Annotated in this window: 23 protein-coding genes; 9 read left to right on the top strand and 14 right to left on the bottom strand. The window is 52.4% G+C overall.

Annotated elements, in window-relative coordinates; genetic code table 11:
- Positions 1 to 29 precede the first annotated feature (29 nt).
- The 13 genes from LKE13_RS09920 to LKE13_RS09860 all read right to left on the bottom strand — a co-directional run bounded on the left by LKE13_RS09920 (position 30) and on the right by LKE13_RS09860 (position 11,346).
- Positions 30 to 953, bottom strand: a complete 924-nt coding sequence (locus LKE13_RS09920) for a FoF1 ATP synthase subunit gamma (protein WP_227950807.1) — start codon at positions 951 to 953, stop codon at positions 30 to 32.
- Positions 937 to 2,487, bottom strand: coding sequence for a F0F1 ATP synthase subunit alpha (locus LKE13_RS09915; RefSeq protein WP_227950804.1), 1,551 nt, complete (start codon positions 2,485 to 2,487; stop codon positions 937 to 939). The genes LKE13_RS09920 and LKE13_RS09915 overlap by 17 nt, the downstream gene beginning before the upstream one ends.
- Positions 2,484 to 3,248 carry a hypothetical protein gene (locus LKE13_RS09910; protein WP_227950802.1) on the bottom strand — a complete coding sequence of 255 codons (765 nt, stop codon included), beginning with the start codon at positions 3,246 to 3,248 and terminating at the stop codon, positions 2,484 to 2,486. Before LKE13_RS09910 ends, LKE13_RS09915 begins: the two co-directional genes overlap by 4 nt.
- 3 nt (positions 3,249 to 3,251) lie before the next feature.
- The gene (locus LKE13_RS09905) at positions 3,252 to 3,539 is read right to left on the bottom strand and encodes a F0F1 ATP synthase subunit C (RefSeq protein ID WP_227950800.1); all 288 of its coding nucleotides are present in this window, start codon (positions 3,537 to 3,539) and stop codon (positions 3,252 to 3,254) included.
- The gene (locus LKE13_RS09900) at positions 3,540 to 4,232 is read right to left on the bottom strand and encodes a F0F1 ATP synthase subunit A (protein ID WP_227950798.1); all 693 of its coding nucleotides are present in this window, start codon (positions 4,230 to 4,232) and stop codon (positions 3,540 to 3,542) included. It abuts the gene before it with no gap.
- Between the two features lie 2 nt (positions 4,233 to 4,234).
- Positions 4,235 to 4,516 carry an ATP synthase subunit I gene (locus LKE13_RS09895; RefSeq protein ID WP_227950796.1) on the bottom strand — a complete coding sequence of 94 codons (282 nt, stop codon included), beginning with the start codon at positions 4,514 to 4,516 and terminating at the stop codon, positions 4,235 to 4,237.
- Between the two features lie 37 nt (positions 4,517 to 4,553).
- Positions 4,554 to 4,850, bottom strand: a complete 297-nt coding sequence (locus LKE13_RS09890; protein ID WP_227950793.1) for an AtpZ/AtpI family protein — start codon at positions 4,848 to 4,850, stop codon at positions 4,554 to 4,556.
- Positions 4,847 to 5,257: a F0F1 ATP synthase subunit epsilon gene (locus tag LKE13_RS09885; RefSeq protein ID WP_227950791.1), complete on the bottom strand. Its 411-nt coding sequence runs from the start codon at positions 5,255 to 5,257 to the stop codon at positions 4,847 to 4,849. Before LKE13_RS09885 ends, LKE13_RS09890 begins: the two co-directional genes overlap by 4 nt.
- Positions 5,254 to 6,636, bottom strand: a complete 1,383-nt coding sequence (gene atpD / locus LKE13_RS09880; RefSeq protein ID WP_227951911.1) for a F0F1 ATP synthase subunit beta — start codon at positions 6,634 to 6,636, stop codon at positions 5,254 to 5,256. Before atpD ends, LKE13_RS09885 begins: the two co-directional genes overlap by 4 nt.
- Before the next feature lie 20 nt (positions 6,637 to 6,656).
- Positions 6,657 to 7,259, bottom strand: coding sequence for a hypothetical protein (locus LKE13_RS09875; protein WP_227950789.1), 603 nt, complete (start codon positions 7,257 to 7,259; stop codon positions 6,657 to 6,659).
- Positions 7,260 to 7,383: 124 nt separating this feature from the next.
- Entirely contained in the window at positions 7,384 to 8,967 is a 1,584-nt protein-coding gene (locus LKE13_RS09870) for an MBL fold metallo-hydrolase RNA specificity domain-containing protein (protein ID WP_227950787.1), read from the bottom strand.
- Between the two features lies 1 nt (position 8,968).
- Positions 8,969 to 9,856, bottom strand: coding sequence for a ribose-phosphate diphosphokinase (locus LKE13_RS09865; protein WP_227950785.1), 888 nt, complete (start codon positions 9,854 to 9,856; stop codon positions 8,969 to 8,971).
- Entirely contained in the window at positions 9,853 to 11,346 is a 1,494-nt protein-coding gene (locus tag LKE13_RS09860; RefSeq protein WP_227950783.1) for a thymidine phosphorylase family protein, read from the bottom strand. Before LKE13_RS09860 ends, LKE13_RS09865 begins: the two co-directional genes overlap by 4 nt.
- Before the next feature lie 149 nt (positions 11,347 to 11,495).
- On the opposite strand from LKE13_RS09860, the gene LKE13_RS09855 reads away from it, so the two are divergent.
- The 7 genes from LKE13_RS09855 (at position 11,496) to LKE13_RS09825 (ending at position 20,786) form a co-directional block, all read left to right on the top strand.
- Entirely contained in the window at positions 11,496 to 12,191 is a 696-nt protein-coding gene (locus tag LKE13_RS09855) for an IS6 family transposase (protein WP_227950780.1), read from the top strand.
- Positions 12,192 to 12,413: 222 nt separating this feature from the next.
- A complete protein-coding gene (locus tag LKE13_RS09850; protein ID WP_227950778.1) occupies positions 12,414 to 14,972 on the top strand; it encodes an ATP-binding protein in 2,559 nt (852 codons plus the stop codon).
- The gene (locus tag LKE13_RS09845; RefSeq protein ID WP_227950776.1) at positions 14,973 to 16,172 is read left to right on the top strand and encodes a site-specific DNA-methyltransferase; all 1,200 of its coding nucleotides are present in this window, start codon (positions 14,973 to 14,975) and stop codon (positions 16,170 to 16,172) included.
- A gap of 803 nt (positions 16,173 to 16,975) precedes the next feature.
- On the top strand, positions 16,976 to 17,209 hold the full coding sequence (locus LKE13_RS09840; protein WP_227950774.1) for a hypothetical protein: 234 nt from the start codon (positions 16,976 to 16,978) through the stop codon (positions 17,207 to 17,209).
- 131 nt (positions 17,210 to 17,340) lie between these two features.
- Complete coding sequence (locus LKE13_RS09835) at positions 17,341 to 18,441, top strand: Fic family protein (protein WP_227950771.1); 1,101 nt, start codon at positions 17,341 to 17,343, stop codon at positions 18,439 to 18,441.
- A 29-nt stretch (positions 18,442 to 18,470) separates the two neighbouring features.
- On the top strand, positions 18,471 to 19,031 hold the full coding sequence (locus LKE13_RS09830; protein ID WP_227950769.1) for an ankyrin repeat domain-containing protein: 561 nt from the start codon (positions 18,471 to 18,473) through the stop codon (positions 19,029 to 19,031).
- An 87-nt stretch (positions 19,032 to 19,118) separates the two neighbouring features.
- Positions 19,119 to 20,786, top strand: a complete 1,668-nt coding sequence (locus LKE13_RS09825; protein ID WP_227950766.1) for a dsDNA nuclease domain-containing protein — start codon at positions 19,119 to 19,121, stop codon at positions 20,784 to 20,786.
- A gap of 28 nt (positions 20,787 to 20,814) precedes the next feature.
- On the opposite strand, the gene LKE13_RS09820 is transcribed toward LKE13_RS09825, so the two are convergent.
- Positions 20,815 to 21,513 (bottom strand): IS6 family transposase, encoded by a 699-nt coding sequence (locus LKE13_RS09820; protein WP_227950764.1) that lies wholly within the window; start codon positions 21,511 to 21,513, stop codon positions 20,815 to 20,817.
- Between the two features lie 193 nt (positions 21,514 to 21,706).
- On the opposite strand from LKE13_RS09820, the gene LKE13_RS09815 reads away from it, so the two are divergent.
- Together LKE13_RS09815 and LKE13_RS09810 are read left to right on the top strand one after the other, a co-directional pair.
- Complete coding sequence (locus LKE13_RS09815) at positions 21,707 to 22,042, top strand: DUF3489 domain-containing protein (RefSeq protein WP_227950762.1); 336 nt, start codon at positions 21,707 to 21,709, stop codon at positions 22,040 to 22,042.
- Positions 22,043 to 22,046: 4 nt separating this feature from the next.
- Positions 22,047 to 22,340 (top strand): DUF2924 domain-containing protein (locus tag LKE13_RS09810; RefSeq protein WP_227950760.1); only part of this gene is annotated, 294 nt, incomplete at its 3' end.

Here is a 22,340-nt window from a genome sequence, read left to right as displayed (position 1 = left end):
ACGCGGCGTTAGCTTTTCCGACGCAAGAATTAGCTGAACGGCGGTAACTTGCCGCCCGAATCTTTGTCTTTTGAATTTTTCTTTTTTAATGCTTCAAATCCCGTGATTACATCGAGAAGCTCATTGGTAATCTCTGACTGGCGTGCGGACCGGACAGCCTGAAGCATTTCCTCATGGCGATCATCAATGGCCCGTTCTGCTTGCTGCATGAGGGAAAGCCTAGCAGCATTTTCCGTTGCAATGGCCTCGGCGGCAGCGCGAAACAGGCTGGCAAAAAGGTGATTTCGGATCAGTGCCGTAAAAATTGCAGCATCATCCATCATCAGGATTGGTAAGGAGCGGGATTCCCATGGCCGTTTTGCAAGGTCCGTCAGGAATGTGGAAGAGAGCGGCAGTAACTCTTGCGCCTTCGGTGCCTGAAGAATGTGGCCGCTCCGCTGCATATAGATCAACGTCAAGGCAATCTCGCTCATCTGAATCTGCGCGCGATACTCATCTAACGCTACCAAAATCTCGCCCGCAAGCCGACCGATACCATCGGGCGAGGCTGGCGGTGTAAAGCGGTTCGAAACGTCAAGTCCAAGGCCGCACAACGCATCCTCCATTTGTGCCCCAACAGCAAGAATATGCCAACTATTTGCGCCCACATGCGCCTTGGCTGCGGCGGCAACGGTCTCGTTATATCCGCCGCAAAGACCGTGGTCCGAGCCGAAAACCAGAGCAATTTTCGGCGCATGGCGATCCACATCCACGCTTATATCAGGGAGCCGCGCAGACATCGCAAAAACCTGCAATCCTTGCAGAACGGTCTCATGATAGGCCTTGATTGAGGCCGCCGCGCGATCATAAGGAGCAGCGTTCACGGCAGAGAGCGTCTTCATCGTCCGCACGATACTGCGGATGCTTTGCAAGGTTGACATGCGATGGTTTAGCGTTTCAAGGGTCTGTGCCATCACCCTCCCCTTTTTCAAATTCGGCAAGCGCGTCCCGTGCGAAGTCAAGGATGGTTTGCTTATCTTCTTTTTCAAGCTTTTCTAGTGCCATGATCCTATCGGCAACTAGGCCAAGCCGGATCCGCGCCGTCTCGCGCAACGCTGTCATCGCCGCTGCCATTTCATTTTCGGCAATGCCATCAAGCAGACCGTTCATTGCCGCCAGCAGGATCGTCAACTGTTCAGGTGCAGGGATCGGATCACGTTCGGGCTGTCGGAGGGCCCCGCGAACCGCGCTTCCCCGCATCAGGCGTTTCTTCGTCTCCTCATCCAACCGGGTGCCAAAGCGGGCGAAGCTTTCCAGTTCCTCGAACTGCGATAGAGTCACACGAATATTCCCGGCGACCTCCCGAAATGCCGGGCTCTGCGCTTTACCGCCAACGCGAGAAACGGATTTCCCGAGATCAACGGCGGGAAACTGGTTCTTCCGAACCAGATGAGGCGATAGATAGACCTGACCATCGGTGATGGAAATCAGGTTAGTTGGAATATAGGCGGAAAGATTGCCAGCCTGTGTCTCTATGACGGGAAGTGCCGTTAACGATCCCCCGCCATGCGACGCGGAAAACTGTCCGGCCCGCTCTAGGAGGCGGGCATGAACATAGAAAATATCGCCGGGGTAGGCCTCCCGTCCCGGCGGCCGACGCAACAGCAGAGAAAGTTCCCGGTATGACTGCGCATGGCGCGTAAGGTCATCATAAATAACCAGAACATCGCGTCCCTGATCAGAAAAATACTCAGCCATTGTCGTCGCTGCATAAGGCGCAATATAGCTCAGCCCCGGCGTTTCCTCACCACTTGTCACCATGACAATGGTATTTTCCATCATCGCGCTGTCTTTAAGCGCGCCAATGACTCGCGCAACGGCATCGCCGCGTTGGCCAATGGCGCAATAGATACAGATCACACCGGTCGTCGCCTGATTGAGAATGGCATCGACAGCGATTGAAGTTTTACCGGTCTGCCGATCACCGATAATCAGTTCACGCTGTCCCCGGCCGATCGGTACCGCCGCATCAATCGCCTTTAGACCGGTCGACAGAGGGCGCGTAATTTCAACGCGGGAAAGGATTGCCGGGGCGTCCGCTTCCACCGGTCGCAACTGCACGCCCGTTATTGGCCCCAGATCATCCAACGGCTTTCCCATCGCATCCACAACCCGGCCCAGCAGCTTTTCGCCCACTGGCACACTCACCACCTTGCCCGTCCGGCGCACATCGTCACCGACTGCAACATTATCTGAAGGCCCCAAAAGGATCACCCCTAGCCGCGTCGGTTCAAGATCAAAAACAATGCCCTTCACGCCAGACGCAAAAACTACAAGTTCGTCCGAAAGCGCCCGACCAAGCCCGGATACCATGACAATCCCGGCGCTAACCTCCGATACCTTGCCAATTTCATTGACGGTAGGCTGTGGTGAGGGACCGGATATCAGTTCTCCGATAAGAGCGAGCGCATCCGAACCGGCCAGACCATTGTTGCTGGGGAGTTTCATGATCCACCTTTTCGATGTATCGTTTGCGTCGCCAGACGTTCTTCCAGCATCCCCTCAAGCCCGTCGATATAACTCTCAATCGTCCAGCCGATCCGCGCGCCACCAAGTTGTAAAATGACACCAAGTGATTGATCCCCGTCCGTCTCGAACTTCAGCGGCACGCCCGCAACCAGCTTGTGAAAGCTTTTCGTAAACCGGGTGCGGGATTTTTCGGACAGTTTGAATCTGGTCAGGACAACAGCTTTTTCGCTCGTCCCCGAGGATGCCTGAAGTTCCTGCCCAAGCTCGGGCAGCTTGCCTTCAAGATGCGCGACAATGTAGTCCTCCAGTTCGGCGTTTGCGAGATCATTAAGGACCTTCCGGGTCAGAGACAGGATGGCACCCGCGCCAGCCGCCTTGAGATCAGCTGCATAGTCGGCTCTCATCTTAGTCATTTCCGCCTGCCAGTTCGCTCGATCCACCTCGATAAGACCCTGTGTCTCGGCTTCGAGCTTCTCCAGCTCCTCTGCTGCTTTTGTGCGGGCGGCTTCAAGGAACTCGGATTTTTGAGCATGGAGCTTTTCAAGCTCAGATCGATGTTCGGCTTCTACCGAATGAGCCTTTTCTGTCGCGGCTTTTGCCTCAGCAACGCGCTGCGAGATTTCCGCCTCTCGTGCATCGATCCCATCAAGGATCGGCCGATAGAGGAAGCGCTTGAGCAGCCAGACCAGAATGAGGAAATTGGCAAGCTGCGCCGCAATCGTGACCCAATCGATTGACATGGACTAGCTGCCTGCAACTTTGGCGGCGGCTAGCGCTGCGTTCCAGAAGGGATTGGCAAAAATCAGGATCATCGCCACAACAAAACAATAGATGGCTGTCGATTCAATCATCGCGAGACTGACGAAAAGCGTTCGTGACAGAGTACCCGCCGCGTCCGGTTGCTGGGCAATGGAGGCAAGCGCCTGCGCTGCCGCACGAGCTTCACCGAGAGCTGGCCCGAGGGCGCCGAAGGAAACAGTCAGTCCCGCAGTAAAAATCGAGACCGCTGCAATAATACCTAGTTCAGTCATTCATTCCTCCTTTGTGGAAGTCATTTTTCCGTCACCTTCTGTCGTGGCGGCAATGTAGACCGTGGCGAGCACGGCAAAAATATAAGCTTGGATCAAGCCGGTGAGCAGCGCCAGCATATCCATCACCACCGGGAAAAAGAACGGCGCAACACTGAGCAGAATAACCGCGATAACCGCGCCACTCATGATGTTGCCATAAAGACGGACGGCAAGTGCCAGCGCCCGCGAAAATTCGCCGATAATATTAAATGGCAGCATGACGAAAGAAGGTTCTATATAGCGCTTGAGATACGTCCTGATGCCCTGACGCGCAATGCCGAATATGGGCACCGCAATAAACACCGAAAAGGCAAGCGCGACGGTAGTAGAGAGGGATGCCGTCGGCGGTTCGAACCCCGGTACGACCAGAAGCAGATTGGACACAGCGATAAACAGGAAGAGCGTGCCAACGAAATAGATCAGGCGCCCAGTCGGCCGGCGGGTGATCTCGTTTATTTGCTTTTCAATGCCCTGAACAATCACTTCAAGCGCGGTGCGCCAGCGGGTTGGTGGCGCATCGGGCCGCAGCCGCCAGGTCACAATCATCGAGACAACTGTCAACACCGCCATCACGATCCAGGTATTAAAAATGGTCGCGTTAATGGGAATGCGAAAAGCCGTAAAAACCACATGAGCATCAGGTGTGAGTTCCATCGCTACCCCTCCCGTCCGATCGGCGCACGGACCCAGGTGACGATGGCATAGCGCGCAACCAAAAACGCCACACCAAAACCGACTGCGCTCCAAAGTCCCCACTGCGCCACGGCCCAGCCGCTCAGTAACAACAGTGAAATCCGGAGCGCGGTACTCATAAGAAGGATCGGTCCCGGCCTCCCGCCCTTAAGTGCTATTCGGACGCCCAGTCCGAGACCGGCAAAAAAGAGAATACCGGCAACAATGCCAAAGGCCGCACCAACAGCTAAATCGATCACGTCCATCGTCGTCCTTTCTCTCTTATGTCCAGCTTATTCCAACTCATTCCTCGCCCCCTTCACGGATTGCCCAGCGCCAGGCTATCCCCATCCCGACAATTGCGCCGGCAATAATCAGGGCGATTGCCCAGGAAAAGTTTTGCGGTGCAACGCGATCAAGCCAAACGCCAAGGAAGGCCCCACCGACCGTCGGAACCGCAACGGACCAGCCGATCATGCCGAAAACCCCAAGACCGCGTAATGGGCTAGAGGGCGGCGCATTCCGCGCCTCTTCTATCCGCTGGGCCCGACGTCCGATATCTTCTACTACCTTGTCAGGCCTTTTCAGAGCTTTCGTCATTGACGTTGCTCCCGGAGTTCCATGAACCGACGCACCATATCCGCTTCCAGCCGCGATAACGCCGATCGCGCCGATCGTTCCATATCGTCAAGATCAATGAATTCGTCTCGAACGATCATCTCGAGACTACTAAGCGTCGTTCCCCGCGCCGCACGCCGCACGCAGATATCCACCTGCCGACCTCGCTTGACCATAATTCCTTCATCAACTCCGAAAACCAGCTCCTCTCCATCCAGAGCGGTCAGCATGAGGACGGAGGGAACCAGAGCCGTCGCAAAATCTATATGATCGGGCAGTATACCGAATGCTCCGTTCTCCGACCTTGCAGAAAGTTTGCAGGCGGCGCCCTCATAGAACACTCGCGCTGGAAGGCGTAGCGTGATGCTCATGCTGGCCGAGTCGGTCATGAGGCTTTCCTCAATTCACTTAACGCGCCGATCATGTAATAATCCTGCTCCGAATGAGAGAATTCCGTCTCACCAAGCAGCGCCTCACACCCATCCAAGGTTTCCTCAAGAGAGACACGCCGCCCCTTCTGGTCTGAAAAAGCCTCAGTCGTATAAAACGGCTGAGTTAAAAATCGTTCCAACCGCCGTGCGCGAGCGACAGTCATGCGATCCGCACTTGAAAGTTCCTCAAGCCCGAGCATAGCGATGATATCGCGTAAATCTTCATAATCGGCCAGGGTCCGTCGCACCGCCCGCGCGATGTCATAATGACGCTGCCCAACGGTATTCGCGGAAAGCATGGTGGATGTCGACGCGAGTGGGTCAATTGCGGGATAAAGCCCTTCACTCGCCCTTTTTCTCGACAACACTACCGAGGCAGAAAGGTGCGAGAAAATATGTGCGGCGGCAGGGTCGGTAAAATCATCAGCCGGGACATAAACCGCTTGGATGGATGTGATTGCCCCCGATTTAGTAGAGGCGATCCGTTCTTCGAGTTCCGCAAGTTCTGTCGCCAACGTCGGCTGGTAACCAACACGGGATGGCATACGGCCCAGAAGCCCCGAGACTTCAGACCCAGCCTGAACGAAGCGGAAGATATTATCGATTAGCAGCAATACGTCCTGATGCTTCTCATCGCGAAAATATTCAGCCATAGTAAGCGCTGTCTTCCCAATCAGAAAGCGAACACCCGGCGGCTCATTCATCTGTCCGAACAGCATTGCTGTTTGATCCAGCACACCTGCCCGGTCTATTTCGCGGTAAAGCTCCTCCGCCTCGCGGGATCGCTCACCAATGCCGCAGAACAAGCTGACACCCTTATGAATACTAACCGTATTATGAATAAGCTCCGTGATCAGAACGGTTTTACCAACACCCGCGCCACCGAAGAGACCTGTTTTTCCGCCGCGCTCAATCGGGCAGAGCAGATCGATCGCCTTGATCCCGGTCTGCAAAACCTCTGCGCGCACGACCCTATCCGTCAAATTTGGCGGCGGACTATGGATGGATACTCTCTGGCTCGCCTCAACGGGCTCCTTGCCATCTACCGGTTCGCCAAAGACATTCAACATCCGCCCGCGTACTGCATCCCCGACAGGAACAAGAATTGGAGAGCCGGTCGCAACTACTTCCATCCCAAGGCCAAGACCATGCGTCGGCGCAAGTGCAATACCCCTCACCACCCCCTGCTCGGCAAGGTCCGCGACTTCGATGGAAACTTCCCCGGCTTTCAGCAGATCATGGATCCTTGGTATCTTGCCGGAAAACTGAATATCGACGATGCCACCGCGAATGGCGACAATTTGGCCCTTCTCATTTGCTTGCGCGGGAGTTTTCATCATTTCACCCACGCACTGCCCTACTTCAAAGCCCGCTTAAACGCCTTCTGCATGTCCTCGGTCGCCTTGTCGAACGCCTTTCGGGAATCCGACAATGCCGAATCTAACGCGGACCAAGACTCCTGCCCCGCCTTTTTCATAGCCTCAAGCCGCGCTTCCGCATCCTCTGCGTCACTTTTCATTTGCCTGACCGCATCCTCAAGATCCGCTTTTCGCTCATTTGGAAACTTGGCTGCTGCCTTAAATGCGTCACTCAACGCAGACTGCCAAGCTTTCATTTGTACATCTGCCCTCGCCTTGAATGCTGCCTCATATTGCTCTGCGTTATCCTTAGTGGTTTTCACATAAGTTTCGACATCTTCCTCAAAGGCTTTCCAGTCCTTTTTCAATTTTTCTGATTGCTCTTCCCAGACGCTCTCAGCACTTTGCATATTCTTGTCGAGGTAATCTTTAAAGGAGTCACGCTGAGCCTCCATATCAGAAAGCACCGCCTTCGCTTTGCCACTGACGTCATCGCCGAGTTCCCCAGCCTTATTCTCGAATGTGGATAAGGTCGCATCCATTTCGTCAAGACGGTTTTTGGCCCATTCGATATAGGGATGAACTTTGCTTTCCTCGGTCATATCTCGCTCCTCATGTCAAAAGAATTGGATTGGGGTAGGCTTAAGAGGCACAGGCTACGACTTTACAGAATAATAAATTCCTCGCGTTGATCCTGATCAAAATCTGCAAGCTTGCCGGCGAGCCCTACTTCTTCAGAGCCCGGCGTAACCTTGAAAGCAACTTAGACTTCTGCTTGGTATCTGGTGTACTTTCCAGTTCCGATCGAATATCAAGTGTCAGCTGGGCGAGCTCGTTATGCCAATCAAGCTTGTCGACACTATCCATCGCCAAACGCTTGCTAACACCACGCAACCTACCCGTTTTACCGGAAGTACGCAGCTCATATTCCTCGTCAAGCGCAGGGGTAATAACCTTCCCCTCCTCAAATCCCTTTTCCAGCAACTGGGCTTGCATTGCCTGAAGAGATTCCTGAGATCCATGAGTGAGAAAGATAGCCTGACGAACGGGTTTGCGCGCCTCTACCCACGCGACAAGCCCATTGCCGTCGGCATGGCCCGAATAAGTATCTATGGATCGGATATGAGCGCGGACCTTGATCTCCTCGCCTTGAATTCGGACTTTCTTAAGCCCCTGCTGGAGCAAGCGGCCGAGCGTACCTGCCGCCTGATACCCGACCAGCAGAACAGTCGATTTAGGCCGCCATAAGTGATTTTTAAGATGGTGGCGAACACGTCCCGCGTCGCACATCCCGCTCGCCGCCACGATGATAACGCCGCCATCAAATCGGGCGATGGATTTGCTTTCCTCAACGGTTTCGGTGAAGTGAAACTTCGGGTTCGAGAAGGGGTGGTCACCCTTTTTGACATCTTCAAGGTCATTTTTATACTTTGAAAAAACTGATGTGACCCGGATGGCAAGGGGTGAATCAAGAAAAACCGCCGAGCAAGCGATTTGACCATTATCAAGAAGGTCGTCGATATCGAGCAGTAGTTCCTGTGTCCGTTCTACGGCGAAGGAAGGAATAATCAGCGCGCCCCCCGCTTTCATGGCCTCGTTAATTTCAGCCGACAGGATTTCCCGTCGCGCCTCCGACGTGGCATCCTCGCGGAACCGCCCACCATAAGTAGATTCGCAAACCACATAGTCGAAGCCGCCGGGAGCCTCAGGATCGCTATGAAACAGCTTGTTGTCCGGACCGATATCGCCAGAAAACAATAGTCGGAGCGTTTCATCACGCTCGGTGATTTCTATCTCGATTGAAGCAGCCCCCAGAATATGACCTGCATTCCAGAATTTTGCCTTTACCTCGGCGCAGGGTTGCAGCCACTCTTCGAACTCAACAGGATGAATCTGCGCAATCGATTGTTCGGCGTCTTTGCGCGTATAGATCGGTTCAACCGCCGCCTTGCCGCGCTGCTGGTTGCGCCGGTTGAGACGCTCGACCTCGACCTCCTGAATATAACCGCTGTCGGGCAGCATATAACTCAAAAGATCGCGTGTCTGAGCCGTGGTATAGACTGGCCCTGTGAAGCCAGCCTTGATCAATTTTGGAATAACCCCGCTATGATCGATATGAGCATGGGTGAGAAGAACAAAATCAATCTCCGCCGGATCGAAGGGGAAAGGCCCGTAATTTAGCTCCTTCAAGGTCTTTGTGCCCTGAAACATACCGCAATCCACAAGGAACTGTCGCCCTGCGACTTGCAATCTGTAACAGGATCCGGTAACCGTTCCGGCCGCGCCGCAAAATTTGATCCGCGTTGTCATGTCACGTCTCCTTTGTCAATGCGCGGCAAAGAAGCTGCGCGAGGCTGATTGCATTGGTCGAATGTGGCACGCTGTCTGTGGAACGGATACTTAGGACACCAGCCGTTTGTATTGCGATCAGATCTGCATCACTGCAGAGCGCATGAACTGCGATAACCTCGACAGTCTTCGCGCCTGCCTTTAGCAAGGCTTCCGCGGCACGGCAGACCGTCATCCCGCTCGAAATCACGTCATCAAGAATAACGGCATTCGCGCCCATTATCTTTTTTTCATCTGCGAAGCGGACCTCTACGTTCCGGTCGTCATGTCGAACTTTGGTCGCAACAATAAAGGGCGCATCAAGTTTTTCCGCAATCGCGCCAACCCATTGCAATGACTCGGCATCCGGACCAACAAGAAGCAGACTGCGATCTACTTTCGCCAAAAGGCTATTGGCGATCAAGCCACTTGCGGTCAAGGCATCCGCTTGGCAATTCGAAAATATGCTTTGCAGATTGTCGATACGGTGTAAATGCGGATCGACAGTGATCACCCGGTCAAAATAGCGGGATAGATAATCGCCGATGATCCGTTGGCTGACAGCATCGCCCGTCTCGAACGCCATGTCCTGCCGCATATAGCAAAGATAAGGCGCCACAAGGATCAGGCGCGTTGCCCCGTCGTTCCGCAGTGTGGCCGCGGCGAAGGCGAGATGTAGGAGTTTCTCGTTGGGATTGTTCAGGCTCGCGAACAGGATAGCCGTTCCCTTCACAGGATGGATACGCACCCGGCTCTCGCCGTCAGGAAAGCGGTGGATGATGATTTCATGAGCGCGAATGCCAAGACGGGCAGAAAGTTCTTCGGCGGCCGCCCGGCTTGTCGGCAGGAAATGCAGGGATGCCGCACTCATCTTCCGCCCCCGATCGTGTAGCCATTTCCCTCGCCCGCATATCTGACTGCAAAACCAAAATCAGATTGAAAACAGGCATGGATGCGGTAAAGCGGTTCGCCCTCGGCGATATTGTCACCGATTTTCGTGAACAGATCGATGCCCGCCCCCTTATCCATCGGTGCCCCCGCCAATCGCGCAATCCGGGCAAGACGAAAGCAGTCGATCGCTGTGACGGAGCCGCTTTTTGGCGCGAGAACATCATGGGTTAATTCACCAACGCAAGAGATTTCCGCCGCCCGGCCCTGCGCCGCAATTATCCGCTCCATGGATTTCAGCGCCTCGCCACTATCCAGCAATTCCTGTGCCCGTGCATAGCCGCCGCCGCCGCGCAAGCCCGGGTCGTTCTCAAGCAAGGCCCCCGCAATCCGCAGGGATTTTTCGCGTAGATCCATCGGCGCGCCCTCCTCCCGGCGGAGCACCGCCATCACGTCACGCGCTTCCAGCACCGGACCGATGCCATTGCCGATCGGTTGCGTTCCATCGGTCACGATCACGTCTATGGCGAGTCCGACCTGATCGCCGACATATTCAAAAAGTTTGCGCAGACGCATGGCATCAGTGTGGTTGCGGACCTTTGCGGAGGGACCGAGCGGGAGGTCAATCAGGAGATGCGTTGAACCGGCCGCGAGTTTTTTCGACAGGATGGAAGCAACCATCTGCTCGCGCGTATCAATTGAAAGCGGTCGCTCCACCGAGATCAGTATATCATCCGCCGGCGACAGATTGACATGCCCACCCCAGATAATGCAGCCGTTACATTCTTCCACAACTCGTTGCATCTCCGGCATGGATAGATCCACTTTCGCAAGCACTTCCATGGTATCCGCAGTTCCAGAAGGCGACGTAATCGCCCGCGACGAGGTTTTTGGGATGGTCAGGCCATGGGCGGCAACAATCGGCACGATGATCATCGAGGTACGATTGCCCGGAATGCCGCCTATGCAATGCTTGTCGACGACAGCCGGCGATTTCCAGCGAAGCTGTGTGCCCGCCTGCGCCATGGCTTTCGTTAGCGACAGCATTTCGTCCGTCGTCATAAAGCCGGCTGAGGATACAAGGAAGGCCGCAATTTCCATTTCCGAATAACGGTAGTTGACAATATCCTCGATGATCTCCTCGATTTGCCGGAAATCAAGAGTATGGCCGTGAATCTTGTTCCGCAAATGATCAAGGCTGCGAGGAGGCTCTGCCGGGGAGATGGTTACATCCGCCCCCTCTTTCAGCCCCATCCGCCGGAAAGCCTGCTCCGACAGGCCGAGTTCGTTTGGCCCGACAATTGACTCATCATCAACAATCAGAAGGGACGCCAGCAGATGGTGTTTTCCATTCATCACCTCAATTTTCTTTAAGGCTTGATATTCCTCGGGCCGGTACACACTGCAATTTCTTGCCAGAAACGCCACATTGTCCCGGTAGGTATCAATGGCAACCCGTTTTAATTCAAGCATTTCCCACCCTATGCCCCCTCTTAGCCTTGTTGTACAGCCCACCCCCCACCATGTCCTTGATTGAGGTCAAGTGGAAGCAGATAGTTCTGTCAGGTTGTTGTCACATTAACTTAGTGGCGGAAAAATTATTGGTGCTCTAATCTCGATCGATGAAAAATATCTCTTATTCCCGGCACCGATTTCCACCTCATATCATTCAACATGCAATTTGGCTTTATGCTCGATTTACGCTGAGCTATCGAGATGTAGAAGATCTGTTGGCCGAGCGAGGCCTGGATATTTCATACGAAACAGTTCGAAGATGGTTTCTAAAGTTTGGCGAACCAATAGCCAGAAATCTGAGATCCAACCGCCCTTCTCCCAACGATATCTGGCATCTGGATGAAATGGTCATTTTTATTCGTGGTAAACGACATTGGCTATGGCGTGCTGTCGATAGCGAAGGTGAAGTCTTGGATTTCCTTGTACAACCAAGGCGAAACGCCAAAGCGGCCTTAAAACTGATGAGAAAATTATTGAAGAAGCAGGGTTTCGCGCCGATGCAGATCGTCACGGATAAGCTAAAATCCTATCATAAGGCGCTTCGAATTCTAGGCATGAAAGCCGAGCATATTGATAAGAAAAGAGCGAATAATCGGGCAGAAAATTCACATCTTCCCATCCGGCGAAGAGAAAGAAAAATGCAGAAGTTTAAATCGCCAGGTTCAGCCCAGAGATTTCTCAATATCCAGTCTGCCACTTACAATAGTTTTTATCTTCAACGTCACCTAATAAACAGATCTCATCTCAAGCAAAGCCGTGCTAAAGCATTTGGCGTTTGGGAAAATGCAAGCGCAGCGGCCTAAACATTTTTTCTGAGGTTTCTATGCGACTTTCTCAAGTTAATGTGACAATGCCCTTGAGCCCCATTCAATCCCGTTTAGCGCGGAAAAAGATCCCTTGGCCCGTTGGCACAATTCCAACACTCGGTGCCTACGGTCTCCACTCGATCTCGCAAGTAAAGGTTGAAAACTAGTCGCGTTACTGTGATGATCGCCCCAACGCGTTAGATTTAATTTGGATTCGAAATGCCCGAAAATGCGATCAAGTCAGTTGGCAGTGAAGTCGATCAAGTTAGTGTTCAAATTGGCCCACAGTTCCTGAACCTATTTAGTAAGCAGCTATATTCGTCGCCTAACAAAGCTTTTGAGGAGTTGATAAGCAACTCTTGGGACGCGGATGCTGAAAACGTTTATGTTAGCGTCCCAGAAAACCTTGATAGCGTTAGCGCAAAAATCTGGATTCTTGATGATGGAATCTCCATGGATGTTTCCGGATTCAAAGACCTTTGGTCGGTCGCTACATCCAAGAAGCGCCAACCTGAATACAAAGCCATGCGTAAGCCAATTGGTAAATTTGGCGTCGGTAAACTTGCTACCTATCTTCTGGCCAACGAACTAACATATATTTGCAGGGCATCTGACGGAATAATTCGCGCTGTCACTTTGGACTACCGAGACATTGACGCGGAAAAAAACCGAGAGAAGCTGCACATTGATGCCTTGCCGTTGCCTGTGCGAGAGGTTTCGATGGATGAAGTAGAAGGGTTGCTCTCCGAAACTGACGAAGGCGCTAGATTGTATGATCTCTTGTCCCAAGATGTGCCGGACATTGTTGCAGCAGATTATGTCGATGAATTCGGTGGCCCAAAGGAAAAGCCATCATCACGCAATCATACTTGGACTGTTGCAATCCTTTCAGAGCTAAAAACGGAGGGAACTCAACTTAAATTAGGTTGGGTCAAGCACCTGCTAAAGACATCGCTGCCCCTTGGCGATTCAATTCGCATTTCAGTGAACGGTGAAACCATTGTGCCACGGAAGGTCGAAACGAAGGTTATTTCGGAGTGGACGCTCGGAAAGGACTACGATTTTGAAAGCATTGTCGTTGATGAAAAATTGGTCCCTGTGACCCACCATACGACACCTCACCCACATATTAAACTAGAGGGCATTGGGGAATTATCCGGAACTGTGAGACTATTTGCTGACAAAATTTCTGGTGGCCGCAGTGAAGAGAAAGAGAGTTCAAATGGCTTTATAGTAAATGTCCTAGGACGAAATATCCTACCGGAAGACCCCTATTTTGGACTTGAGAACCTAAGCCACTCAACGTGGGCTTCTTTCAGATGTGCCGTTAGAGCTGATTACCTTGATGGGAAAATTTCTGTAGATCGTGAAGGGGTAGCGGCTAGCCGCGAACTTCTTGCAACTCGTGCAATTCTGATGCGTTTTTTCAATGACGCTAGAAGTGCGGCAAACAAGGCAGCACAGGAAAGCTGGCCCACCGAAGGTGATGCCGTAGCCGGCGAGTTTGGCGCGCGAATGCCATTTCAGCCTCTTGAACGTCTCGTCGAGGAATACCTAGTTGACGTCAACGATACTCCAGATTTCATCGACGCGCGAGGTGTTGAAGACTCCGTTTCGTTTCGTAATAAGTGGCGTGAGGAGATCATTGGAAAACCTGAAAACTTGGTCCGTAAGATGCCAATGGTCGAGTTGGAGCCTTCTGAAAAACTGGTCCGGTACGACGTCTCTAAACAAGAGATTGTAATCAACAAGAGCCACCCGTTTAGCGTTGAATACTCTGACAACCCAGAACAGCTTCGAATGCTGCAAGACACAGCATTGGTCGAATTTCTTACTGACACGTATATGCTGGACAGTGGCTTGCCGGAGGACCGGCTGACAGAAATAAGCGATTATAGAGACAGAATGCTCCGTCTTGTGGCCACTCTCCGGAGGCGAACTGCACCGCAAATCGTAAAGCTTTTGAGCGAAACCACCGATCATGTTAAGGGGTTTGAAGTGATCGTCGGCGACGCATTGGACTATCTTGGATTTGTAGTCGAGCGCATGGGACAGTCTGGCAAACCAGAAGGGGTCGCGTCTGCTATCATTTCTCGAGAAAAGGACGAGCAAAAACAGGACTATAAACTGACCTACGATGCAAAATCTTCCATTCACGGGAAAGCTTCGGCTGGCAACGTTGGTGTCTCGGGTCTAGCTAGGCATAAAAAAGACTTCGACGCTGACTATGCTTTGGTTGTGGCTCAGGACTTCGCCAACGGTGCATTGCAAAAGGAGTGCAAGGCAAACAGTGTTACCCCGATGACGGCAGAAGCGCTCGGTCGATTGGTTTCGGTCACGTTACAGCAGGGACCACTCGATCTACGCAAATTGAAACCTCTCTTTGATCTTCACACTCCTGAAGAAACCGCCAAATGGGTAGAAGATTTTGAGAATGGTCTGATCCATGACCAAACGCTTACAATCAGTGTAATCATGCAGGCCTTGGATCAGATAGTATCCAAGAACCCCAAGTTGCCAGATGTTATCCACGCTACACAGATCGCAGCGAGTTGCCGTGAAATCCTTGACAACGAAAATTTTCCACAAAAGCTAAACATTATAGCCGCTATGCGTGGATTGCAGCTGATGGTTCCAAACGTAATTTCGGCAAACATGAGTGGCGATGTTTATCTGCTTACGACACCCAAGAAAATCGGGGAAGCGCTGCAACAACAGCTAGACGCGCTTCCCGAAAAGTACCAAAAAGGACAAGTCAGCTTGTCTCTTGGAAAATAGATGCTTCATTCACGATCATACTTACACCCGTTTCCCGCTCGGATGGCGCCGAATATTGCACTTGAAGAGATTGAACGCTTTGACGCAGGCAGTATCATAGTCGATCCAATGGTCGGATCAGGCACTGTTGCCATGACTGCCGTAGCCGCTGGGCACCAGTTCTACGGTTTTGATCTTGATCCCTTAGCAGCTTTGATAGCCCAAGTTTCAACAAGCTGCTTGGATTACGACAGGGTGCGCGGATTGTTCGAGACAATCATACGGCAAGCGAGATTGAACTCAGCTACACCAGCAGACCTTCCTTGGGTTGAAGTCGAAGATGAAACCCACAAGTTCATAGGGTTTTGGTTTGCAGACAAGCAAAAGCGGGCGCTGTCCGGCATTGCGGTGGAACTCGATCGACTCCATCAAAGTGAACCAAGCAAGGAAGTCGACGCGCTCAAAATTGCATTAAGCAGAATTATTGTAACAAAAGAGAGCAAGGCATCACTTGCACGTGATACATCTCATAGCAGACCGCATAGAGTAGCAAAGACCAGCGACTACGATGTCTTCAAGGGATTTGAGCAATCAGTCACCCAGATGTTGCAGCGGCATTCAAAATTGAAAATTGATGGAAATGCTACGATCCAGAGAGGAGATGCAAGAAAAATTGATTCAATTGGCGACGGTTTTTGCGATGCAATTGTCTCCTCACCTCCTTACCTCAACGCTATCGACTACTTGCGTGGTCACAAGTTGTCCCTAGTTTGGCTAGGCTTCACCATTCCTCAAATTCGGCAATTGCGATCAATGAGCGTCGGCGCCGAACGAGCAACAACAAAGTCCGTGGAGATGGTTTCCAAGGTTCTTGCTGGTTTCGGCGACATATCCAATCTCGCGCCTCGCCAGAAAGCTATGATATCAAGATATGCAATTGATCTCCACAGGTTGTCAAAGGAAGCGGAACGTATTCTAAAACCCAACGGAACTGCTCTGTACGTCATGGGAAACTCTTGTCTAAAAGGTGTGTACATAGATAACGCATCCGCGCTCGCAAACGCCGCAGAATTAGTGGGTTTGACGCTTTTGGACCGTTCAGAACGTGAAATTCCGCTGGGTAGCAGATACCTACCTACACCGAAGGAAAACAACGCACTTGCCTCAAGAATGCGAAAAGAGATTGTTTTGAAGTTTCAAAAGGTGGCGTTTTCTAGTTAAATTGGTGAAAATAATTGTTCAGTTTAAGCAGTTTCGCCCGGTACTTGCTAGAGTACAAAACACATCCTTAGATGTATGCACTGAGCTTTGGCCATGTGAGAGCGCGAACAACACGTTTCATAGCCCCCACAGAGCCGCTGAAGATTCGACGAATGTCTGCTTCAGTGAGCCGCACTGCAGCATGTTTGGGCTCCCCTCAAGGTCAGCTTTAGGCCGGAAGCACCAGTGCGTAATGCGATGTCGCAGACCTTGAGAGGACTCGGAGATTTCGTTTGCTTCAAATTCAGTTCAAGTCTGAACCATTACACCCAAGACCTGTACGGCGAAGCATCGCTTAACGACTCTGGCAAAATCACGAACCTAAATCATCGATATCGTTTGGGTGGCCAACGCTAGCATGGTGGCGGTGATGGTATCTCTGCTCCCGTTCCAATTCCACAATTGGCCTTCAGCTGAGTCCAGTGTCAGAAGCGCAAACGGGCGTATTCTTTTTCAGCTGTGAATGAGTCTGCCTTTGTATGAGCCGTGCTTTTAACAAAAGCAAGCTGTCTTATTGGGCCGTGAAGAACACTGCTCTGACAATGCCCCCCTTCTCCTTTCTTTTGTAACGCGCGTTCCCGTGCGGGCCTTTTTCTTTTGTTCTAGCGCACCGCTTCAGGTGCGCTGCAACTGGCTGCCGCATATGCGGGTCCAGTCCTTCTCTTGGTGTTTCGGTCCTGGCGGATGCAGCGTCGAGCGGCGCGCTCTTCGATCGTCATCAAGGCCGCGACAGGCGCGGTTCAAGAGACAAAAGGAGAAGCGCAATGGCCTATTTCATGAGCAGAGATCAGCTTCAGAATCTGACGATTAGACAACTCACCGCTTTATTCGCCACAGCACGTCAGGCCGTGATCTCAACAAGCCCCTGCACCGCAGAACACGCCAAAACCGTTGCTGCCATCCGCCAGATCGCTCAAATTATCGCATTCAAAGATGCCCAGATGCGCGCTTTCATACCGGCACCGCGCTGTATAATAGCCCCTCATCCGGGGCTTTAAGCCCTGAATTCTTGACTGTTTTCAACGCATGCGGAGAATACAACGCTTAATCTCCGCATATATTGCGCCGAATAATCTTGTTTTTGCGGAGAATACGAGCAATAATAACCGCACATTGTGCGGAGATTAAAATGTATATCTGGGAACAAACGGACTGGCCGGAGTTTAGCTGGGACGGAAAACAGATCACAACAACGCTTTTAAAAGCGCGTCACGAACAAGGGCGACTTCTGGGACATATGGAGGCATTAGGCTTCCAGCTACAGGAAGAAGCTGTCTTGCGCACACTCACTGAAGATGTTCTCAAATCCAGTGAAATCGAAGGCGAAAACCTCGACCCGGATCAGGTTCGCTCATCTATTGCCCGCCGGCTGGGAATGGATATCGGCGGACTTAAACCTGCCGACCGCAACGTTGAAGGCGTTGTTGAGATGATGCTGGATGCCACCCGCCACTTCGATCAGGCACTGACGAAGGATCGGCTGTTTGATTGGCATGCCTCCCTCTTCCCCACCGGGCGCAACCTGATGACTAAAATCCGAGTTGGCGACTGGCGTGATGATGCCAACGGACCGATGGAAGTTGTCTCCGGTCCGATTGGTCGGGAGCAAGTTCACTATACCGCACCGCCGGCAATGCGCCTGGAGGCTGAAACGTCTCGGTTTCTGGACTGGTTCAGCGGTAAACAGGAAATTGATCCGGTTTTGAAAGCAGGATTAGCGCATCTCTGGTTCGTCACCCTTCATCCCTTTGATGATGGCAATGGGCGTATCGCCAGGGCAATTGCTGATATGGCGCTAGCGCGCTCCGAAGGCAGTGCCCAGCGCTTCTACAGCATGTCAGCCCAGATCCGCAGTGAACGGAATGACTATTACGATATTCTGGAAGCTACGCAGAAAGGCCCGCTGGACGTTACGCGATGGCTGGTATGGTTTCTGGACTGCCTCCTCCGCGCGACTGAAAGTGCACAGGAGACGCTTGGCTCCGTTATGATCAAAGCACGCTTCTGGGAACGCTTTGCGACTGAAGCTTTAAACGAGCGCCAGATCAAAGTGCTCAACAGAATGTTGGACGGTTTTGAAGGTAAACTAACATCTTCGAAGTGGGCGAAGCTTGCCAAATGCTCGCAGGACACAGCCTATCGGGATATCCTTGATTTACTTGAAAAAGGTGCTCTTCAGAAAAACCCTGGCGGCGGGCGCAGCACCAGCTATGATCTGACACAAGGCTAGAAAACCGCCGATAATGAAAGGCAAGAGAGGTGACGGACAAGGATAAACTCAAAGAACTGCAATTGAGACAAGCCATCCGACAAGGTGATCTGCCAAAATGCCGGGCACTAATTGCCGCTGGCGCTGACTTCACCGCCACAGATGAAAACGGATGGACACCATTACATCTGGCCGCACTGGAAGAAACGCCAGAGATCACCGGCCTACTCTTGGAAGCCGGAGCTTCCACCAGCGCCCGCTGCGGCAAAGGCAACTGGACTGCTCTCCACATAGCCGTGAGTTACGGACACGCCGAAACTACCAAAGAGCTACTGGTTCACAGTGCTGATATTGAAGCGAAAGCAGATAAAGATTGGACCCCACTGCATATCGCTGCATGGGCTGGGCACGCCCAAACCCTATCGATATTGCTAGGGTGCGGTGCAGACACAGGCGCTCAGACAACGTCCAGCAAAACCGCAGCCGAGCTTGCAGAGGGCAAGGGGTATGCAGAAACTACGCTGGAAATTAGCAAAGCCGTCAGTTTGCGCCATGCGCTGCAAATGAAAGCACTGAAGAAACTCATGGCAAATCGGAAAAAGAAGAATTGAGCGAGAAAACCCACTACTTAAAAACACTCGCTGTTATGCTATTGCTATACTTATAGTAGTTTCCAACCATTTATAAAGGCCTGCCTGTTGAGCGCAAATAATACCAAAACAGATGGTAAGCTTTTCCAATTACCTTCCCCGCTCGACCCGGCGCAAGTCACCCGGATCGGCGCTGTCCATCGGGGATTCCTTTACCAACATTTGTACGGTGTAGCCTGCCTACTTACCGTTGGCCGCGTGGACGAGACAGTTATCATCATCGAGCACGATGAAGATATCGAAATCTCAATTCCAAACGGCCACCACTATGTTCAAGTAAAAACCCGAAACCGCCCACTTCAGCCAGGTGACCTTGGCGGCGCGAAGGAGCGCTTTGATCTACTTCGAAAAAAACATGCCGGAGGCCACCGCACAGGTACGGCTTCATTCTCATTTGTCAGCAACGTTGAATTGGGGCCGACACTGACCGCTGCCTTGAAAACTGACTGGCTTCCAGATGTCGCCCTCACGGTTCCCAGCTCTGCGGATGGATCGTTTCCTCCAGCATGGCCAACCATAGAGGACGCTTTCGCATGGTGTGTAGAAAAAGCTCGGGACATACCATTTGGGACATTGTCTGCTGAAACTCTTGTCTGGAAGCTAGCCGCACAGGTCGCTTACGCATCGACGGGTGGGCGAGACCGGATATTCCGCGCTAAAGAGCTGCCAGAGCTTCTGGAACAGCTTGTGCTCCAATTGCAGGACTTCCCGGACCCACCAGATCACTATAGGCCGCAGACGGACGAGCCGCCGCTAGTGACTGACGCTCGACTCCGATTGGTTATTGGGTTTTCGGGTGCAGGAAAGACAGCTTGGGCATCACAAACGGCGCTCCATTGTCCCGATCCAATTGTATATTTTGATGTCAGCGAAATCCCAGCTGCGTCGATCGCGACGGGCCTCGCACGAGAACTCGCCGCTCGGTTCGCAGGCGGGAGGGAAAAAGGTTTCGGAGGCGCGCTCTTAGCAGAACAGAGCGGGCTGAATGTCCTGCGCGCTTGCGATAAAAAGATGTCTGACGATGGTTTGTCGGTAAGCGTCATACTCGACAATGCCCATCGACTCGATTCAACGACAGTTCGCGCACTCCTGGAAGCGGCGCCCAATCTTCGATTTCTTTGTCTTGCCCAGCCATGGGATGGCGCCGCTCAGATAGAGGCGTTTCATCAGATTACAGCTGAGCGTCTTGCTGGGTGGTCCAGAGAAGATATCGCAGCTGAATTCAATCTTGTGGATGCACCGATTTCCTTAGAGACCGCAGATCGAGTGCATTCATTGACTGGCGGATTACCACTTTATGTACGTAACGCCGCAATGCTGGCGGCGCGGGACTATCACGGTGATGCTTCTGCTTTCTGCGACGCTATCGAACGGCGTGTACATGCTCAGGCCACAGCTCAAGACATCATCCTTGAAGAAGTATTCGCGAAACTGGAACCAAGTGCCTCTCGCGCAGCAGCGCTGCTGAGTCTTGCCGATGTGCCCCTGACGCAGATTGAATCTATTGAGCTGCTAGGTGCTGGCGAACTTTCTGAAACAGAGGCGGCTATAGTGCTTCGTCAACTCCGAAAGGCATCAATCGTAATTAGCTTTCAAGGTGATCGGCTCGGTTTGCACGATGCAACCAGACCAATAGCCATAGATGCTCGCCGGCACCTCGCCAAAGGGCAGGAAAGAGAAGGTCTTGAGCGGGTGTTGTCAGAGGAAAGTTGTTAGGCGAAGTAAAGAGGAAAGATGACGATCCTTAAGCGGCAAGCTGACGCCACTCCATAAGAGCGGCTTCACGTTTCAACTTGAAATTTTCGTGGCTATGGAGATGACGTTCGTGATTGAAATGGTTGTGGATTGACGAGTGAATAGAGACAAACTTCTGTAATGATTTTGTACTCCTGAATTTGATCATCGCGCGTTCTCGTCGGCGGAACGGTTGATGCGAATTTTCAGCCCGGTTGTTCAGCCATCGACCAGTTTCCTGATGATCCGCGTTGCCTATATCTTTCATTGCCGCTCGATAGGAGCGAAGTTTATCCGTCACAATAATCTTCGGGCTGCCATATCGTTTCATGGCTTTCTTCAGAAACTTCAAGGCAGCGCTGCGATTGCGCCGCTTAGATACGAAGGCTTCAAGAATTTCACCTTCGTGATCAACGGCTCTCCAAAGATAATGGATCTCGCCATTGATCCGCACGAAAACTTCATCCAGATGCCATCTCCATTGAGATGAGTTATGGAAGGAAACGGAGCGGGCTTTTCTGATTTCTGCCGCAAACACTGGCCCGAAACGATTCCACCATGCCCGGACTGTTTCATAGCTGACGTCGATACCCCGCTCATGCAGGAGGTCTTCAACCTGACGTAATGACAGCGGATACCGAACATACATCATCACAGCCAGTCGAATGATATCAGGTGAAGTCTTAAAATAGCGAAATGGATTTTTCATGTGCCGACCGTAAATCCAGCTTCGTTACGGCTCAAGCCATTTTCCTCTGACAACACCGAGAGCGGTACTGTGACAGCGATTTAAGGGTGCCTGACCGCCTCCCCTCGCCAGCCCGGCTCTCCTTCCCTCAGGCGTCGGGCTCGCCTCAGTGCAAGCCCCGGCGCACCGTCGGGACAATAGCACGGAGGTCGATATGACAGCAGCAAAGACAGAACCGAAACCGGAGGCAATCGAAGCAAAGGCAGCAGGAACGTTGCCCCCGAGTAAAGCGCACGCCAAAACGGCAACCAAACGGGCGGCTTCATCCGGAGCGCGGAAACCGGTAAACCCCTCCCCTAAAAAGCCCGATATTATCCTCAAACTTGTCAAACGTTCAAAAGGCGCGCGGATGCAGGACCTGCAGAAGGCAACCGGATGGCAGGCCCATAGTATCTGGGCGGCGCTGACGGGGCTGCGCAAACAGGGCGTGCGAATTGATCATTCTCGAACCCCTTCCGGAAAGACGATATATAAAGCCGTTGAGGGATGAGATGATGGCAAACGTAACTACGGACGCCCAACCATCTCGACCTGACCTTGTTGACGCCTGGATTAAGGATTACGGCGGACCGCCGCCCAAGGGCTTGAGCACCCGGCTTCTTCTCTACGCCTGTCATTACAACCGTCAGGCAAAGGATTGCGGTGGTTTGAAGAAATCGACCCTTCGCCAGCTTCGGCGATATGTACCGGCTTCGCCTGGAACGATGACCGCCGATACAGGAATGCCGGCAACTCACAAGCTTAGTCCCGGCAGCAGGCTGGTTCGGGAATGGCGGGGAATGACCCAT

This window comes from Sneathiella sp. HT1-7 (assembly GCF_020731145.1).
Taxonomy (GTDB): Bacteria; Pseudomonadota; Alphaproteobacteria; order Sneathiellales; family Sneathiellaceae; genus Sneathiella.
Note: the sequence above shows the minus strand (reverse complement) of the source record. Positions and strands in the feature narration are given on the sequence as shown.

What these genes read in the sequence shown, in the direction of transcription:
- LKE13_RS09920 (WP_227950807.1), bottom strand. Translation starts at nt 953, where the DNA reads ATGGCACAGACCCTTGAAACGCTAAACCATCGCATGTCAACCTTGCAA.
- LKE13_RS09915 (WP_227950804.1), bottom strand. Translation starts at nt 2,487, where the DNA reads ATGAAACTCCCCAGCAACAATGGTCTGGCCGGTTCGGATGCGCTCGCT.
- LKE13_RS09910 (WP_227950802.1), bottom strand. Translation starts at nt 3,248, where the DNA reads ATGTCAATCGATTGGGTCACGATTGCGGCGCAGCTTGCCAATTTCCTC.
- LKE13_RS09905 (WP_227950800.1), bottom strand. Translation starts at nt 3,539, where the DNA reads ATGACTGAACTAGGTATTATTGCAGCGGTCTCGATTTTTACTGCGGGA.
- LKE13_RS09900 (WP_227950798.1), bottom strand. Translation starts at nt 4,232, where the DNA reads ATGGAACTCACACCTGATGCTCATGTGGTTTTTACGGCTTTTCGCATT.
- LKE13_RS09895 (WP_227950796.1), bottom strand. Translation starts at nt 4,516, where the DNA reads ATGGACGTGATCGATTTAGCTGTTGGTGCGGCCTTTGGCATTGTTGCC.
- LKE13_RS09890 (WP_227950793.1), bottom strand. Translation starts at nt 4,850, where the DNA reads ATGACGAAAGCTCTGAAAAGGCCTGACAAGGTAGTAGAAGATATCGGA.
- LKE13_RS09885 (WP_227950791.1), bottom strand. Translation starts at nt 5,257, where the DNA reads ATGACCGACTCGGCCAGCATGAGCATCACGCTACGCCTTCCAGCGCGA.
- atpD (WP_227951911.1), bottom strand. Translation starts at nt 6,636, where the DNA reads ATGAAAACTCCCGCGCAAGCAAATGAGAAGGGCCAAATTGTCGCCATT.
- LKE13_RS09875 (WP_227950789.1), bottom strand. Translation starts at nt 7,259, where the DNA reads ATGACCGAGGAAAGCAAAGTTCATCCCTATATCGAATGGGCCAAAAAC.
- LKE13_RS09870 (WP_227950787.1), bottom strand. Translation starts at nt 8,967, where the DNA reads ATGACAACGCGGATCAAATTTTGCGGCGCGGCCGGAACGGTTACCGGA.
- LKE13_RS09865 (WP_227950785.1), bottom strand. Translation starts at nt 9,856, where the DNA reads ATGAGTGCGGCATCCCTGCATTTCCTGCCGACAAGCCGGGCGGCCGCC.
- LKE13_RS09860 (WP_227950783.1), bottom strand. Translation starts at nt 11,346, where the DNA reads ATGCTTGAATTAAAACGGGTTGCCATTGATACCTACCGGGACAATGTG.
- LKE13_RS09855 (WP_227950780.1), top strand. Translation starts at nt 11,496, where the DNA reads ATGAAAAATATCTCTTATTCCCGGCACCGATTTCCACCTCATATCATT.
- LKE13_RS09850 (WP_227950778.1), top strand. Translation starts at nt 12,414, where the DNA reads ATGCCCGAAAATGCGATCAAGTCAGTTGGCAGTGAAGTCGATCAAGTT.
- LKE13_RS09845 (WP_227950776.1), top strand. Translation starts at nt 14,973, where the DNA reads ATGCTTCATTCACGATCATACTTACACCCGTTTCCCGCTCGGATGGCG.
- LKE13_RS09840 (WP_227950774.1), top strand. Translation starts at nt 16,976, where the DNA reads ATGGCCTATTTCATGAGCAGAGATCAGCTTCAGAATCTGACGATTAGA.
- LKE13_RS09835 (WP_227950771.1), top strand. Translation starts at nt 17,341, where the DNA reads ATGTATATCTGGGAACAAACGGACTGGCCGGAGTTTAGCTGGGACGGA.
- LKE13_RS09820 (WP_227950764.1), bottom strand. Translation starts at nt 21,513, where the DNA reads ATGAAAAATCCATTTCGCTATTTTAAGACTTCACCTGATATCATTCGA.
- LKE13_RS09815 (WP_227950762.1), top strand. Translation starts at nt 21,707, where the DNA reads ATGACAGCAGCAAAGACAGAACCGAAACCGGAGGCAATCGAAGCAAAG.